This window comes from Azohydromonas lata, assembly GCF_034427735.1.
Classification (GTDB): domain Bacteria; phylum Pseudomonadota; class Gammaproteobacteria; order Burkholderiales; family Burkholderiaceae_C; genus Azohydromonas; species Azohydromonas lata.
Window position 1 is genome coordinate 1 of sequence record NZ_JAXOJX010000011.1, and the last position, 16,478, is coordinate 16,478.

At 70.0% G+C, this 16,478-nt stretch carries 7 protein-coding genes and 1 pseudogene; all 8 read left to right on the forward strand.

Annotation, left to right across the window (positions count from 1 at the left end; translation table 11 throughout):
- A partial coding sequence (locus tag SM757_RS08905; RefSeq protein ID WP_322465152.1) for a beta strand repeat-containing protein occupies positions 1–6,271 on the forward strand: 6,271 nt, incomplete at its 5' end.
- Between the two features lie 7 nt (positions 6,272–6,278).
- Positions 6,279–7,652, forward strand: a complete 1,374-nt coding sequence (locus SM757_RS08910; protein WP_322465153.1) for an Lcl C-terminal domain-containing protein — start codon at positions 6,279–6,281, stop codon at positions 7,650–7,652.
- Positions 7,653–7,786: 134 nt separating this feature from the next.
- Positions 7,787–9,256 carry a TolC family protein gene (locus tag SM757_RS08915; RefSeq protein ID WP_322465154.1) on the forward strand — a complete coding sequence of 490 codons (1,470 nt, stop codon included), beginning with the start codon at positions 7,787–7,789 and terminating at the stop codon, positions 9,254–9,256.
- Positions 9,257–9,290: 34 nt separating this feature from the next.
- A complete protein-coding gene (locus SM757_RS08920) occupies positions 9,291–11,432 on the forward strand; it encodes a biotin/lipoyl-binding protein (RefSeq protein WP_322465155.1) in 2,142 nt (713 codons plus the stop codon).
- Positions 11,433–11,614: 182 nt separating this feature from the next.
- Positions 11,615–12,661: pseudogene (locus SM757_RS35540) on the forward strand (preprotein translocase subunit SecA); the annotation flags it as partial.
- Between the two features lie 54 nt (positions 12,662–12,715).
- The gene (locus tag SM757_RS35545; RefSeq protein WP_407655747.1) at positions 12,716–13,417 is read left to right on the forward strand and encodes a preprotein translocase subunit SecA; all 702 of its coding nucleotides are present in this window, start codon (positions 12,716–12,718) and stop codon (positions 13,415–13,417) included.
- Between the two features lie 98 nt (positions 13,418–13,515).
- Complete coding sequence (locus SM757_RS08930) at positions 13,516–14,310, forward strand: efflux RND transporter periplasmic adaptor subunit (protein ID WP_169805931.1); 795 nt, start codon at positions 13,516–13,518, stop codon at positions 14,308–14,310.
- Entirely contained in the window at positions 14,307–16,223 is a 1,917-nt protein-coding gene (locus tag SM757_RS08935; protein WP_322465157.1) for an efflux RND transporter periplasmic adaptor subunit, read from the forward strand. The genes SM757_RS08930 and SM757_RS08935 overlap by 4 nt, the downstream gene beginning before the upstream one ends.
- Positions 16,224–16,478: the final 255 nt, after the last annotated feature.

Genomic DNA, 16,478 nt, shown 5'->3' on the forward strand with positions numbered 1-16,478 from the left:
TGCGGTGGTGAGCGACGCGGCGCAGTCGGACCTGGTGTCGCTGAACAACGGCCACATCGTGCTGGTGGCCGGTGGCACGGTGACGCTGAACGACGGCACGGCCAACGGCGGCATCGCCGGCGTGGCCGGCACGGCGGTGAGCGCCGCCGGCACGGGCTCCATCCTGGTCCAGGCCACGAGCGGTGACGTGATCGTCACCGGCGACATCGCCAGCGACACGGGCCACGTCACGCTCAAGGCTGCGGGCAGCGTGCTGCTGGGCAGCGCCACGGCCACGGGCGTGGACGTGAGCACGGCCGGCACGGGCACGGTGTCGATCGACGCGCGCGGCGGCGCGCTGGCCATGGCCGGCGACGCCAAGGTCACGGGCGCCGGCGCGCGGCTGCATGCGGCGAGCACGGTCACCATGGGCAACGTCAGCGCGGGCAACGTGAGCGTGGTGGCCGACACGGGTGCCATCGTCAACGCAGCAGGCAGCACGAAGAACGTTTCCGCAACGAACCTGCGGCTGCAGGCCGGCGGTGCCCTTGGCACGGCCGCGCGCCACCTGACGCTGGCCGTGGGCACACTCAGCGCGCGCGGCGCGGGCGTGTTCGTGGACGAGGCCGATGCGCTGACGGTGGGCAGCGTGGGCGTGAGCGTCACGGAGCTGGGCGCGGGCACGGCCACCACGGTGGTGAGCGACGCGGCGCAGTCGGACCTGGTGTCGCTGAACAACGGCCACATCGTGCTGGTGGCCGGCAGCACGCTGACGCTGAACGACGGCACGGCCAACGGCGGCAACGCCGGCGTGGCCGGCACGGCGGTGAGCGCCGCCGGCACGGGCTCCATCCTGGTGCAGGCCACGAGCGGTGACGTGATCGTCAACAGCGACATCGCCAGCGGCACAGGCCACATCACGCTCAAGGCCGCGGGCAGCGTGCTGCTGGGCAGCGCCACGGCCACGGGTGTGGACGTGAGCACGGCGGGCACGGGCACGGTATCCATCGACGCGCGCAGCGGCGTGCTGGCCATGGCCGGCGACGCCAAGGTCACGGGCGCCGGCGCGCGGCTGCATGCCGCGACCTCGGTCACCGTGGGCAACGTCAGCGCGGGCAACGTGAGCGTGGTGGCCGACACGGGTGCCATCGCCAACGCCGCAGGCAGCACGAAGAACGTTTCCGCGACGAGCTTGCGGCTGCAGGCCGGCGGTGCCATCGGCACGGCCACACGCCACCTGACGGTGGCCGTGGGCACGCTCAGCGCGCGCGGCGCGGGCGTGTTCGTGGACGAGGCCGATGCGCTGACGGTGGGCAGCGTGGGCGTGAGCGTCACGGAGCTGGGCGCGGGCACGGCCACCACGGTGGTGAGCGATGCGGCGCAGTCGGACCTGGTGTCGCTGAACAACGGCCACATCGTGCTGGTGGCCGGTGGCACGGTGACGCTGAACGACGGCACGGCCAACGGCGGCATCGCCGGCGTGGCCGGCACGGCGGTGAGCGCCGCCGGCACGGGCTCCATCCTGGTCCAGGCCACGAGCGGTGACGTGATCGTCACCGGCGACATCGCCAGCGGCACGGGCCACGTCACGCTCAAGGCTGCGGGCAGCGTGCTGCTGGGCAGCGCCACGGCCACAGGCGTGGACGTGAGCACGGCCGGCACGGGCACAGTGTCCATCGACGCGCGCGGCGGCGCGCTGGCCATGGCCGGCGACGCCAAGGTCGCGGGCGCCAGCGCGCGGCTGCATGCGGCGAGCACGGTCACCGTGGGCAACGTCACGGCCACCAATGTCAGCCTGGTGGCTGACACGGGCGCCATCGTCAACGCGGTGGGCAGCACCACCAACGTCAGCGCGACGAACCTGCGGCTGCAGGCCGGCGGTGCCATCGGCACGGCCGCACGCCACCTGACGCTGGCCGTGGGCACGCTCAGTGCGCGCGGCGCGGGCGTGTTCGTGGACGAGGCCGATGCGTTGACGGTAAGCAGCGTGGGTGTGAGCGTCACGGAGCTGGGCGCCGGCGCCACCACCTCGGTGGTGAGCGACGCGGCGCAGTCGGACCTGGTGTCGCTGAACAACGGCCACATCGTGCTGGTGGCCGGCGGCACGGTGACGCTGAACGACGGCACGGCCAACGGCGGCAGCGCCGGCGTGGCCGGCACGGCGGTGAGCGCCGCCGGCACGGGCTCCATCCTGGTCCAGGCCACGAGCGGTGACGTGATCGTCAACAGCGACATCACCAGCGGCACGGGCCACATCACGCTCAAGGCCGCGGGCAGCGTGCTGCTGGGCAGCGCCACGGCCACGGGCGTGGACGTGAGTACGGCCGGCACGGTGTCCATCGACGCGCGCGGTGGCGCGCTGGCCATGGCCGGCGACGCCAAGGTCGCGGGCGCCAGCGCGCGGCTGCATGCGGCGAGCACGGTCACCGTGGGCAACGTCACGGCCACCAGCGTCAGCGTGGTGGCCGACACGGGTGCCATCGTCAACGCCGCAGGCAGCACGAAGAACGTTTCCGCGACGAACCTGCGGCTGCAGGCCGGCGGTGCCCTCGGCACGGCCGCGCGCCACCTGACGCTGGCCGTGGGCACGCTCAGTGCGCGCGGCGCGGGCGTGTTCGTGGACGAGGCCGATGCGCTGACGGTGGGCAGCGTGGGCGTGAGCGTGACGGAGCTGGGTGCGGGCACGGCCACTGCGGTGGTGAGCGATGCGGCGCAGTCGGACCTGGTGTCGCTGAACAACGGCCACATCGTGCTGGTGGCCGGCGGCACGCTGACGCTGAATGACGGCACGGCCAACGGCGGCAACGCCGGCGTGGCCGGCACGGCGGTGAGCGCGGCGGGCACGAGTTCCATCCTCATCCAGGCCACGAGCGGTGACGTGATCGTCAACGGCGACATCGCCAGCGGCATGGGGCAGGTCACGCTCAAGGCCGCGGGCAGCGTGCTGCTGGGCAGCGCCACGGCCACGGGCGTGGACGTGAGCACGGCCGGCACGGTGTCCATCGACGCGCGCGGTGGCGCGCTGGCCATGGCCGGCGACGCCAAGGTCACGGGCGCCAGCGCGCGGCTGCATGCGGCGAGCACGGTCACCGTGGGCAACGTCACGGCCACCAATGTCAGCCTGGTGGCTGACACGGGTGTCATCGCCAACGCCGCGGGCAGCACGCGCAACGTCAGCGCGACGAACCTGCGGCTGCAGGCCGGCGGTGCCATCGGCACGGCCGCGCGCCACCTGACGCTGGCGGTGAGCACGCTCAGCGCGCGCGGCGCGGGCGTGTTCGTGGACGAGGCCGATGCGCTGACGGTGGGCAACGTGGGCGTAAGCGTCACGGAGCTGGGCGCGGGCACGGCCACCACGGTGGTGAGCGATGCGGCGCAGTCGGACCTGGTGTCGCTGAACAACGGCCACATCGTGCTGGTGGCCGGCGGCACGGTGACGCTGAACGACGGCACGGCCAACGGCGGCAGCGCCGGCGTGGCAGGCACGGCGGTGAGCGCGGCGGGCACGGGCTCCATCCTGTTGCAGTCGCTGGGCGGCAACCTGGTGGTCAACGGCGACATCGCCAGCGGCACGGGGCAGGTCACGCTCAAGGCCGCGGGCAGCGTGCTGCTGGGCAGCGCCACGGCCACGGGTGTGGACGTGAGCACGGCCGGCACGGGCACGGTGTCCATCGACGCCCGCGGCGGCGCACTGGCCATGGCCGGCGACGCCAAGGTCACGGGCGCCGGCGCGCGGCTGCATGCGGCGACCTCGGTCACCGTGGGCAACGTCACGGCCACCAGCGTCAGCCTGTTGGCCGACACGGGCGCCATCGCCAACGCCGCGGGCAGCACGCGCAACGTCAGCGCGACGACGCTGCGGCTGCAGGCCGGCGGTGCCATCGGCACGGCCACACGCCACCTGACGCTGGCCGTGGGCACGCTCAGTGCGCGAGGCGCGGGCGTGTTCGTGGACGAGGCCGATGCGCTGACGGTGGGCAGCGTGGACGTGAGCGTCACGGAGCTGGGCGCGGGCGCCACCACCTCGGTGGTGAGCGACGCGGCGCAGTCGGACCTGGTGTCGCTGAACAACGGCCACATCGTGCTGGTGGCCGGCGGCACGCTGACGCTGAACGACGGCACGGCCAACGGCGGCAACGCCGGCGTGGCCGGCACGGCGGTGAGCGCCGCCGGCAGCGGCAACGTGCTGCTGAAGACGCTGGGCAAGGACGCGGACGTCATCGTTGGGGCCGGGATCGTGAGCGGCACGGGCCATGTGACGGTGCTGGGCTCACGCTCGGTGAGCTTCACCGGCACGGGCGGGCTGCGCACGGGTGGTGCAGGAACGGTGGACCTGGAAGCGGGCAGCGGCTCCATCACCATGGTGGACCAGACCGCGGTGGCCACGGCCAGCGGTGCAATCCGCTTGCTGGCGGCGCAGAACGTGACGCTGGGCAAGCTCAGCACCGCCGGCAATGTCGGCGTGACGGCCACGGCGGGCAGCATCCTCGACGCGGGCGACAGCGCCGTGGACGTGCGCGCCCAGGGTCTGAGCCTGGTGGCGGGGCAGCGAATCGGCCAAGGCCGACCGCTGGCCACCACCGTGGCCACGCTGGCGGCCCAGGCCGGCAGCGGTGGCATCGACGTGGTCGAGACGGATGGCGTGACGGTCAGCACCGTGGCGGTCGGGTACCAGCAGGTGCAGGCCGATGGCGGCGTGCTGGCACGTTCGCTGGGCGCCCTTGCGGGCCTGAAGACCAGCGCCAATGGGGGTGTCAAGCTCACCGCCCTGGCGGGCGACATCCGGCTCGAACCCGGCACCGGCGGCGCCGATGCCGTGAGCACCAAGGGGTCCGGCGGCATCACGCTGGTGGCGCAGCAGGGCACGATCAACATCAACGCCACGCTGCGCTCCGAGCAGGGCGCACTGACCCTCCAGAGCCGTCGCAGCGTCGAGTGGGGTGCCCAGGGCCAGGTGCTCAACGGCACGCAGGCTGCGGGCAGCACCTTGACCCTGCGACCGGTGGATCCGGCGCAAGCCATCGTCATCGGCCGCTCCGCGCCCACCCAGCCGGTGCCGGGTGACAACGCGTGGTACGTCGACAACGCCGCGCTCACGCGCATGCGCGCCGGCTACGACCGCATCGTCATCGGCAGCGCGGAGCACACGGGCTCCGTGACGGTGGACGGCCGCTCCAGCACGGTGAGCTTCCTCAACGCGGTGGAGATCCGCGCCGCCGCCGGCGCGACCGTGACGCTGCAGGGCAGCATCCAGGGCAAGTCGCTGCTCGTGAACGGCGCGGCGCCGGTGGTGCTCAGCGACGTGCAGATCGGCATGAGCGAGGCCCAGGGCATCGTGCTTGGAGGTCAGGCACGGCTGAGCGGCCAGGTCGTGTTGAGCGCGTCGTCGGTGGCTTTCCGGGGCGGCAACGGCTCCGTCCAGGCTGCGAAGCCGGGCACGACGCTGACCTTGCGGCCCACCAGCGACCAGACGGCCGTGCTCGTCGGCACGGGCAGCGGGGCACTGGTCGACGCGGCATCGCTGCAGGCGCTGGCCGGTGGCTTCGCAGGCGTGGAGATCGGCTATGCCAGCCGGCAGGCCGACTTGCGCGTCGAAGGCCTGCTCAGCATCGCCGACGCCCTCACGCTGCAGGGCCGCAAGGTCGTGATGAGCGCCTCCAGCGTGTTGACCAGCACGGCCGACGTGAAGCTCAGCAGCACCGATGGCGTGAGCGTCGGTCGTATCCTGGCCGCCAACCACACCGTGACCGTGTTGGCGGACAAGAGCACGGCGCGCATCCTCTCGGCCACCGCCGCGAACACCGTGAACGTCACGGCGCAGACCGTGGTGGTCTCGGGCTTCGGCCCGGTGCAGGGCGAAGCCGGCAACCCGTTGCGGGTCAACAGCAGCCAGGTCAGCGTGCTCGCGCCCAGCGGCGTGGTGCTGCGCCAGACCCAGTCCGACGGCACCGTGCAGGTCGTGGTGCTCGATGGCGGCACGGTCCACGTCCAGCTCATCGACGTCAACACGAGCGTCATCGTGTCCGGCAAGTCCGCCGCCCGGGCTGCGCCGATGGCAGCCAAGTCCGCCGCCGTGCTGGCTGCGCCGGGCTGGGGCATCGCTTCACGGCTGTCCTCGCCGACGTCGACCGACGTCACGTGGCAGGCCGCCCCGGCAGGCACCGCGGAGCTGGGCAGCGAGCTCGGCCAGGCCTTCCTGCTGGGTGGCGTGGCCACGCAGCCGGTTTCCGCCGGTGTGCTCAGCACCGGCGCCGGCCGCTTTGACTACTGGGTGGAAGACATCTCCTTCTGATTGAGTCATGAACACTGAACAACGTCCAATTTCCTGGGGCCGCACCCTGATCCCCGGTGTGCTCGTTTCATCGCTGCTGGCCGCCTGTGGCGGCGGTGGCGGGGCGAGCCCTTCGCCGGTGGGAGGTGTCATCAACGGGCTGAGTCCGGGCACCACGCTGACCCTGGGTGTCGCCGGCAGCACAGAGACTTTCAGCACGGCGTCGTACGCGGCGCTGAGCTTCAAGTTCCAGCAGCTCTTCGCAAGTGGTTCCAGCTACTCGGTGAGCGTCGAGAAGCATCCGCAGGGCCAGATGTGTGCCGTCACGGCCGGGGCGGCCGGCACGGTCGAGGGACCGGTGAGCAGCGTGAAGGTGGACTGCCACGACACGCTGCTCAACGACACCGGCATTCTTGCCGCGGCCAATGGCACGGTGCTGGCGCCCGATGGCGCCACCGGCCGCGATGCCCAGGCCGCGCGGCTGACCAAGATAGGCGCCGGGGAGCTGGGGTTCGACTTCACCCGGATCTGCAGCTCCGGCCATCCCCTGGACGCCTCCAACGCCTGCCCGGCCAGCCCCGCTTACCCCACCAACGTCTGGACCTGCACCCGCGACAACGTCACGGGCCTGATGTGGCTGAAGGACAGCCGCGGGATGGCCGACAGCGCGCCCACGGCCGGGCTGTGCGGCCACATCGGCTGGCGCCAGCCGACGGTGCATGAGCTGATGTCCATCGTTCACGCAGGCAAGGGCAGCGGTGCCGCCGTGGACCTGGCCTACTTTCCGGCCACGCCCGCGACCGTGTTCCAGTCCAGCGACGCCTACCTGGACGTAGACGGCAAGTCGTGGAGCGTGGACTTCGGCAACCAGGGCTCGGCCGGCAAGGATGTGAGCGCGCCGGGCAGCGCGCGGGTGCGCTGGGTGGCGGGCGCATCGCTGATCAACGACGCCGACCCTTCGGTGCAGCCCTACACCCGAAGCGCCGCGGGCAGCGACTTCGTCATCGTTGACACGCGGCGTGAATTAATGTGGCTTATCCCGAATCAACCAACGCTCAGCTCGTGGACGGAGGCCGTGTCCGGCGTACAGTCGGTGAATGCCAGCCTGCCGGGCGGCTACGGTGACTGGCGGCTGCCCAACCGCAACGAGATGGATTCGCTTGCGGTACGCAGCCTCACGAAGCCGGCCATGGATGCCGGCTTCTACGGCGGCGACGCCAACCGTTCCACGTTCTCGCAGATGTTCTGGACCGGTTCGCCTTATGTGTCGCAAGCCCAAGGCACCGGCCCGGCCATGGCCTGGGGCGCGGACTTCTCGTATGGCGATGTGAGTCCGATGCTTCAATCCTTCAAGGCCCGTGTGATTTATGTCCGCAACCGCGTCTTCAACACAACACCATAGCTCTGGAGTAGATGGGCAATGAGTTTGTTACGCCGGCACCTTTGCATGCGCAACGGCGTCGACATTGCCGCAAGCTGCTGGCCGTGGCCGGCTTGTGGCTTGCGTGCGTCTGTGCAACGGCTGCCGATGCAGGCGTGGACACCGGGGTGCCCTGGGCACAGCCAGCCGGTTCGGAGCTTTCGCTCGACCTGACGCAGTTCGTGCAGTGGACGGTCCTGCGCAACGCCAGCGCCAACGCGGCGCGGCTGCAGGCCGAGGCATCGGAGAAGCTGACGCAGGCCGAGCGTGCCCTCTACGACCCGACGGCCTTCAGCCGCCTGCGCCGCGACGTCTACGACCATCCTCGCACCTACGAGGAGCGCACGCAAAGCCTCACCAACGTCGACAAGGAAAGCGCGCTGGAGCAGATCAACGCGACGGACGTGGGCGTGCGTGGCAAGCTGCCCAGCGGGGCGACCTTCGAGCTCTCCCACGACCTGCACCGGCGTGCCAGCAACCTGCTCGCCACCCGCGACGACCGGGAGTACCGCGGCACGCTCACGCTGGCCGTCAAGCAGCCGCTGCTGCGCGGCGCGGGGCGCCAGATGACGGAGGTCGCGATCCGCGTGGCGGAGAAGGAACAGCAGATCGAGCAGCAGCGCTTCGTCAAGCAGCTGCTCGACACCGTGGGCGAAGCGGCCAGCACTTACTGGCAGCTCTACCGCGCGCAGCAGATGCTGGCCATGCGCCAACGGGCGGTGCGCTCGGCCATGGAGCTGCGCGACATCGCCCAGCGCCTGGTGGACCGCGGTTTTGCGCCCCGCGTGGATCTGCTCGAAGCCGATGTGGCCATTGGCAGCCGCGAAACGGAAGTCGCGCGCGCGCAGCAGCAACTGGTCGAGTCCAACGCCCGCGTGCGCAATCTCTTGAACATGAGCGCCGTGGAACGGCCGCAACTGCGCTTCACGCCCGTGCAGCCGTTGCGGCCGCAAGCCCCGGCCGCGACGGCCGACCTCGACCTGCCGCCGCAGCTTGCCGACACCTGGCCGGCCTACCGCATTGCGATGCTGCGCCTGGAACAGGAGCAGATCCGGCTGGATTACACCAAGGACCTGCAGCGCCCGGACCTGAGCCTGGAGCTCGGCTACAGCCGCAACAGCCTGAGCGGCGGTTTCCGCCCGGGGCTGGAAACGTCGCTGCACAACCGGCATCCGGGCTGGTATGTGGGTGCCGCGCTGGAGATGCCCGTCGGCAACGACGGCGCTCGTGAGAAGAGCGGTGCGCAGATGCTCAAGCGCGATGCGGCGCGGCTGCAAGCGGAAGCCGAGGCCACCACGCTGGGCAACGAATGGATGTCGCGCGCGGCACAGCTCAAGGCCATCTCGCAGGAACGCCAGCAACTGCAGCAGGAGGTGCAGGGCCGGGAAAAGCTCCTGGACGCCGAGCGCATGCACTACGAGCGCGGTCGGGCCCGGCTGCGCGTGCTGGTCGAAACCGGAGACCGGCTTGAAGACAGCCGGCTTCGGCTGCTGGATGCGGACGTGAGGTTGCAACTGGCCGAGCTGTCGGTGCGTGCCTTGACCGGCCGGCTGCTGGATTCCTTCGGCGTGCGGGTTCCTGAATGAAGCCCCACACCATTTCGCCGCAAGGGCACCGGCCGTGAGCCGCACGTTCAGCGAATCCTGGCATCGCGTGGCCGATGCCAGGCTGAGCCTTTTGCCCACGGTGGCCGTGCACAAGCAGCGCTTTCGCGGCCAGCACTGGTACGTGCTGCGCGACACCTACACGCAGCGCTTCTTCCGCATCACGCCGCAGGCCTACGCCTTCGTGTCGCGCCTCACGCCGCAGCGCACGGTGGAAGAGGTGTGGCAGTCATGCCTGCGCGACATGCCCACCGAGGCACCGGGCCAGGAGGAAGTGATGCAGTTGCTGTCGCAGCTGCACCAGTCCAATTTGCTGTTCCACGACACGCTGTCGGACAGCCAGGTCATCTTCGAGCGCTACAGGGGCCAGCGCCGCCGCGAGCTGCAGGGCAAGGTGCTGGGCTTCCTGTCCATCCGCATCCCGTTGTGGGACCCCAACCGGTGGCTGGACCGACAGACCGCGCTCACGCACTGGCTGGTGAGCTGGCAGATGGGCGCGCTGCTGCTGCTGGTGTGCGTGGCCGGCGCTGCCGTGGCGCTGTCGCAGTCGCACCGGCTGTGGAACCAGGCCGAGGGCATGTTCGCGGCCAGCAACCTGGGATGGCTGTACCTGTGCATCGCGCTGATGAAGGTGCTGCACGAGCTGGGCCACGCGCATGTGGTCAAGCGCTTCGGCGGCGAAGTGCATGCCTTCGGCATCATGTTGCTCATGGGCGTGCCGCTGCCGTATGTGGACGCCACGGGAAGCTGGTCGTTTCGCGACCGGCGCGCGCGCGCGCTGGTGAGCGCCGCCGGCGTGATCGTGGAGCTGGTGCTGGCGGCGCTGGGCGTGATGGTCTGGGCCTGGTCCGGTCCCGGGCTGGTCAACAGCCTGGCCTTCAACGTGATGGTCATCGGCTCGATTTCGAGCCTGGTCTTCAACGGCAACCCGCTGCTGCGCTTCGATGCGTACTACGTGCTGTCGGACCTGCTCGACATTCCCAACCTTTACCAGCGCTCAGGCCAGATGTGGAGCCATCTGGCCAACCGCTGGCTGCTGGGCACGCAAGGGCTGGAGCCGCCGGCGCGGGACCGGCGCGAGTGGTGGTGGCTGGTGCTCTACGGGGCGGTGAGCTTCTGCTACCGGGTGCTGGTGTTCATCTCCATGCTGCTGGTGCTGGCGGACAACTGGCCGGCGGTGGCCGTGGTGTTTGCGCTGATCACGCTCGTGCTGGCCTTCATCCTGCCGGGGTGGCGCTGGGTCTGCCATCTGCGCAGCCCGGCGCTGATGCGCAACCGGCGCCGCGCGGTGTCGGTGTCGCTGGCGCTGGTGCTGGTGCCAGTAGCCGTCATCGGCGCGTTTCCCTGGGCCGATGCGTTACGGGCGCCGGGCATGGTCGAAACGGTGGAGTACACGCGCGTGTCCGCCAACGCGCCGGGGCGGCTGGACACGATAGAGGTGTCCCACGGTGCGCCGGTGAAGGCCGGCCAGGTGCTGCTGCGCATGAGCAATCCCGAGCTGGAGCTGGAAATCGTCGAGGCCCAGGCACGTGCCAGTGAATCCGAAGTGCTGCGCAACCAGGCCCTGGAGAAGGCGCCGGCCGAGGTCGGCGCGTTGGACAAGCGGCTGGCCGTGGCCCAGGAGCGGCTGGCCCAACTGCAGGCGCGCCAGGCCGAGCTGACGGTGCGGGCACGGCACGACGGCACTTGGGCGGCCGAGACCCTGCACGAGCGGCTGCACAACTGGCTGGGCCGTGGCCATGGGCTGGGCGAGCTCAGCAACCCGGGCAGCATGCGCTTCTCGGCCGTGGTGTCGCAGGAGCAGGCCAAGGAACTGTTCGAGCGTGACCTGCGTGGCGCAGAGCTGCGGCTCAACGGCCAGGCTGAACTGGTGATTCACCCTAGCCATCTGGTGCTGGTGCCTTACCAGCGTGACAAGCTGCCGTCGCCGGCATTGGGCTGGCACGGCGGCGGCAGCGTGGCGGTCAAGCCCGACGACCCGGAAGGGCTGCAGGCGCTGGATCCCTACTACGAGCTGCAGGCCTATTTCGAGCCCGCAGAGGCCCAGGTGATGCAGGGGATGACGGGCTGGCTGCGTGTGCCGCTGCCCTCGCGTCCGTTGTTCGAGCAGGCGCGCCGGGCCTTGCTCCAAATGATGCAGAAGCGCTACAGGCTGTGAGCACGACGACCTCTGCCGCACAGGCCGACTTCCGTTGGTCGCCACCGTGCAGCGACAAGCAGCCGACGGGGGCCCGCTGGCGCGACTGGCTGCGCTGGGGTGAGCAGCGGGTCGGCGGCTTCCAGCGCCGTCTGCAGCGCGACGCGGCCGAGGTGCTGGCGCTGCAGCAGGCCTGGGCCGACATGGACGATGCGGCGCTCGACGCCCGGCTGGCGCAGCAGCGCAGTGCATTCCGGCTTGACCAGTTGCGCGGCGACGCGGCCAGGCGACTGCGCATCGAAGCGCTGGCCGCCATCTCCCTGGCCGCGCAGCGCACGCTCCAGCGCCTGCCCTACCGGGTGCAGTTGCTGGCCGCGCTGGCCATGCACGAAGGCCTGCTCGTGCAGATGAACGCGGGCGAGGGCAAGACGCTGACCGTGGCGCTGGTGGGCGTGCTGCGCGGCTGGCGCGGCCTGCCTTGCCACGTGATCACGTCCAACGACTATCTGGCCAAGCGGGACGTGGAGCTGATGGATCCGCTGTACCGGCGCTGCGGCGTCAGCGCGGCCGCGGCGGTGCACGGGCTGTCGCCGCAGCAGTTGCGTGACGTTTACGCCGCGGACCTGGTGTATGCCACCAGCAAGCAACTGCTGGCGGACCACCTGTTCGACCAGATCGCCTTGGACGGCGCATCGGACGCCATGCGCCGGCGCCTGCGCGAGTTGCGGCCGCAGCAGGGTTGCGTGCGCCAGCGTGGCCTGTATTCGGCCATTGTGGACGAGGCCGACAGCGTGCTCATCGATGAGGCCAACACGCCGCTGATCATCTCGGCGCCGCAGCCCAACGAGTTGCTGATGGAGGCGGTTCTGGCCGCGCGTGACGTGGCCGAGGAACTGGAGGCCGAGCGCGACTACCGGCTCGATGCGCAGTTGCGCGAGATCGATTTCACCTCGCAAGGGCGTGAGCGGCTGGAAGCCGCCACGCGGCGGCTGCCCGCGGTGTGGCATGCGCCGCAACGGCGTGACGACCTGATCCGCCAGGCCCTGTCGGCGCGCGACCTGTTCCTGCGTGACCGGCATTACATCGTGCAGGACGGGAAAGTGCAGATCCTGGACGAGAACACCGGGCGTGTCATGCCGGGCCGCACGTGGAGCTTCGGCTTGCACCAGGCGATAGAGGCGCGCGAGGGCGTGCAGATTTCGCAGCCGTCCAAGACGCTGGCGCGCATGAGCTTCCAGGAATTCTTTAGCCTCTACCATCATTTGGCCGGTGCCAGCGGCACGCTGCAGGGCGTGCGCTCCGAGATGTGGTGGACCTATGGACTGTTGACCTTCGTGGTGCCCACGCGGCTGCCGAGCCGCCTGCGTGTGCCGCCGCTGCGGCATTTCGCCGATGCGCAAGCCAAATGGACGGCGGTGCTCGAGTGCGTGGAGCAGTTGCACCGGCGCGGCATGCCGGTGCTGGTGGGCACGCGCCGTCTGGGCGACAGCGAAATGCTGCAGCAAAGGCTGGCCGAGCGTGGGTTGGCGTGCGAGGTGCTCAACGCCAAGCAGCACGAGCGCGAGGCCGACATCATTGCCTTGGCTGGAGAGCCGGGGCGCATCACGGTGGCGACGAACATGGCCGGTCGCGGCACCGACATCCTGCTGGGTGCGGGCGTGGCCGAGCAGGGCGGCCTGCAGGTGCTCATGGTGGAGCCGCACGAGTCCGAGCGGGTGGATTGGCAGCTTTTTGGCCGGGCAGGGCGCCAGGGTCAGCCCGGTTTCGCACAAGCCTTCGTCGGCTTGGAGGACGACCTGTTGCAGCGCCACCTGCCGTTCTGGCTGGTGCCGCTGCGCGATCTGCTGGCACGCAGCCCGCGCTGGCGTGGTGCGCTGGCGCACGTGCTGGTCCGGTGGGCGCAGCGGCGCGCGCAGCGGCAGGCCTTCCAGCAGCGGCGCTATTTGCGCTTGCGCGAGCAACAGCTTCGCAAGCAGCTCGCCTTTGCCAGTGACGGCGCCGGGTGAGCGTTGGAATTCAGGGCCGGCGGCACGGGCCGAACCGGCTTCAGGAGAGACGGGCAGTGAAAACGGTTGTTCGAGATGGTTGCAGGCGCATGGCCGCCATGGCGTTGCTCAGCGCGGCTGCGACCGGCGTGTGGGCTCAGGATGCGGATTTCGTGGGCATCGTCTACCCCTTGCGCGATCTGACGCTGAGCGTGCACGTGGGTGGCGTGGTCGACCAGGTGCTGGTGACGGTGGGCCAGCGGGTCAAGCCCGGCCAGGCGCTGTTGCGCCAGGACGCACGGCTGCAGCAGGTGGAGCAGGAGCGGCGGCGCATCATCGTCAAGGACACGTCGGAGCAGGCGGCCGTCGAGCAGCGGCGCTCCATCCTGGACGGCCTGGTCAAGGACGCCTCGGATTTGTACGAGGCTGCCGGCACCGTCAGCCGCGAAGAGGTGATGAAGCTGCGCATGGAGCTGGAGGCCACCGGCGGACGGGCCGAGCAATTGCGCGAGTCCAAGAAGCGCGAGGGCGCGGAGTTGGAGCTGGCGCGGCGCGAGCAGGCGCTGCGCGTGCTCAACGCGCCTATCGCGGGCGTGATCACCATGATCAAGGTCCATCCCGGCGAATGGGCTGCACCAGGAGACGGTGTGGTGCGCCTGGTGGACGAGAGCGTGTGCGAGTTGCGTGTGAACGTCAGCCAGGCCGCGGCGCGCAAGCTCAGCGAGGGCGCACGCTTGTCGGTGCGGTTGGACGATCCCGCGGTCAAGGAACCGCAGGCCGGCCGGGTGAGCTTCGTGTCGCCGGTGGTTGATGCGGCCAGCTCGCTGGTCGAGGTGCGGGTGCACATACCCAATCCCGAGCGGCGCATCCGCCCTGGCGTGAAGGCCAGGCTCCGGGTGGAGAGCGTGTCGTGAGCGCGGATCTCAAGGAGCCTGAGGCGCCGGTGGCGGCGCCCCCGCCGCCGCGCATCGATCCTGCGCAACTGATAGACACCCTGCGCACATTGCGCCATGCGAAGCACGATGACGCCTACTGGCAGCGCCTGTGCGCCTGTTTGAGCCTGCTTTGCCGGGCACGCGCGGCGGTGGTGTTGCGCGCGGCGCAGGAGGGTGGTGCCTGGCGGCTGCTGGGCACCAACGCCGCGCCTGACAGCGCGCTGGTCACAGGCGCGAGCGCACGCCTGGCCGAGCTCGCGCCGCGGGCGCTGGCGCAGGGCCATGCCTACGCGCCGCAGGCGGACGGCCAGATCACGGTCGCCGTGCGCCTGCTGGGTCCGAGCGGGCCGACGCTGGCGCTGCTGGAGGTGCCGGGACGCGAGCGCACGGCCATCAACGAAATACTGGTTCGTGCGCAACTGGTGGCGGATTTGCCGGCGTCGATGCCGGCGCCATCGCCCACGCCGCATGCACCTGGCACCGCCGCTGGCGCGCAGGCGGGCGCGGGCCGTGACGCACCGGCGCAGCCTGGCCTGCTTGAGCTGCTGGATCTGGTGGCGCGCGTGATGCAGGAGAGCGATTTCGGTGCTGCAACGCTCAGCCTGGTCAACTCGGTGGCGGCCGTGCTGGGCTGCGAGCAGGTGGTGCTGGGCTGGTACGAAGACGGCGAGGCGCACGTGCAGGCGATCAGCCACATCGACCGCTTTGAGCGCAAGGCCGACAACGTGCAGCTGATCGAATCCGCACTCGAAGAGGCTGTGGACCAGCACGTGGACATCCTGCACCCCGTGCCGGCCGGCAGTTCCACCGTGACGCTGGCGCACGAGCGCCTGAGCCGCCAGACCGGGTTCAACCGGCTGGCAACCCTGGTGTGCCGCGACGGGACTGCCGAGCGCGATTCGCCGCTGGCGTTGACGCTGGCGCGCCGGGAGGGCGGTTTCGACAAGGAACAACTGCACCAGGTCGTCGTGGCGCTGCACTTGCTCAAGCCCTGGCTGACGGTGTTGCGCGGGCATTCGAAATGGTGGGGCGCACGATGGCATGCGCATCTGCGCAGGCGGCTTCTGGCCTGGCTGAGCCCTGAGCACCCGGGCCGCAAGCTGCTGGTGACGGCGGCCGTGGCGGCGCTGGGGGTCATCTGCTTCGGCACATGGCCCTACCGGATCGAGGCGCCAGGGGAGCTGACCACGGACAGCGTCCAGGTGCTGAGCGCGCCGTTTGACGGATTTCTACGCCAAGTGCAGGGCAATCTCGGCGACACCGTGAACCAGGGCACCGTGCTGGCCCAACTGGACACCCGAGAGCTGTCGCTGCAGGCGTCCGACTTGCAATCGGAAGTGCGGCGCTACGAGGCCGAGGCCGATCGTGCCCGCGCGCTGGCCCAGACCGCCGAGACTCAGATTGCCTTGGCCCGTGCCACGCAAGCACAGGCACGCATGGAGCGCGTGCAGTTCCAGTTGCAGCAGGCACAGATTGCCGCGCCTTTCACGGGCGTCTTGGTGGAGGGCGAGCGCAAGGAGCTTTCCGGTTCGCCGGTGCGTCAGGGCGACAAGCTGTTCCGGCTGGCTCGCATCGAAGGCCTGTATGCAGTGATCCATGTGTCGGAGCGGGACGTGCGCGAACTGCCGCCGCAGGCTCGTGGACGGTTGCGGCTGCTGAGCCAGCCCGACCACGACATTGGCTTCCGGGTGGAGAAGTTGGTGCCACTGGCGCAAGCCAAAGGAGGCCAGGGCGGGCAGTTCACATTGAAAGTCGTGCTGGACGAGTCCGCTGCGGCTTGGTGGCGGCCGGGAATGACGGGGCTGGCCCTGATCGAAACGGGTGAGCGCCGCATCATTTGGATCTGGACGCACAAGCTGCTCGACATGCTGCACATGACGTTTTGGTGGTGAGCACCGCGGGTGCGGCCGATGTGCATAGGCCTGTGTTGTGAAATCAGCAAGACAACAACATACTAGAAATACCAACCAGCCCAAACCGGTCGCTGAGCTTCACTTTATAACGTCCCTTTTTCTTCCCTTTAATCACCGCGTCCGTCGCAAGTCGGGACGAGTGGCTTCTCAGAGAAAAGCCTCGTATGTTGTCTTGTTGGACAAAAGGGTCCGGTTCAGTTCAACAGACTGCGTGCTCTTCGATTGCCATTGAGT

Excerpts from the sequence above, each read along its gene's own strand:
- SM757_RS35545 (WP_407655747.1), top strand. The coding sequence starts at position 12,716 with ATGTGGTGGACCTATGGACTGTTGACCTTCGTGGTGCCCACGCGGCTG.
- SM757_RS08930 (WP_169805931.1), top strand. The coding sequence starts at position 13,516 with ATGGCGTTGCTCAGCGCGGCTGCGACCGGCGTGTGGGCTCAGGATGCG.
- SM757_RS08910 (WP_322465153.1), top strand. The coding sequence starts at position 6,279 with ATGAACACTGAACAACGTCCAATTTCCTGGGGCCGCACCCTGATCCCC.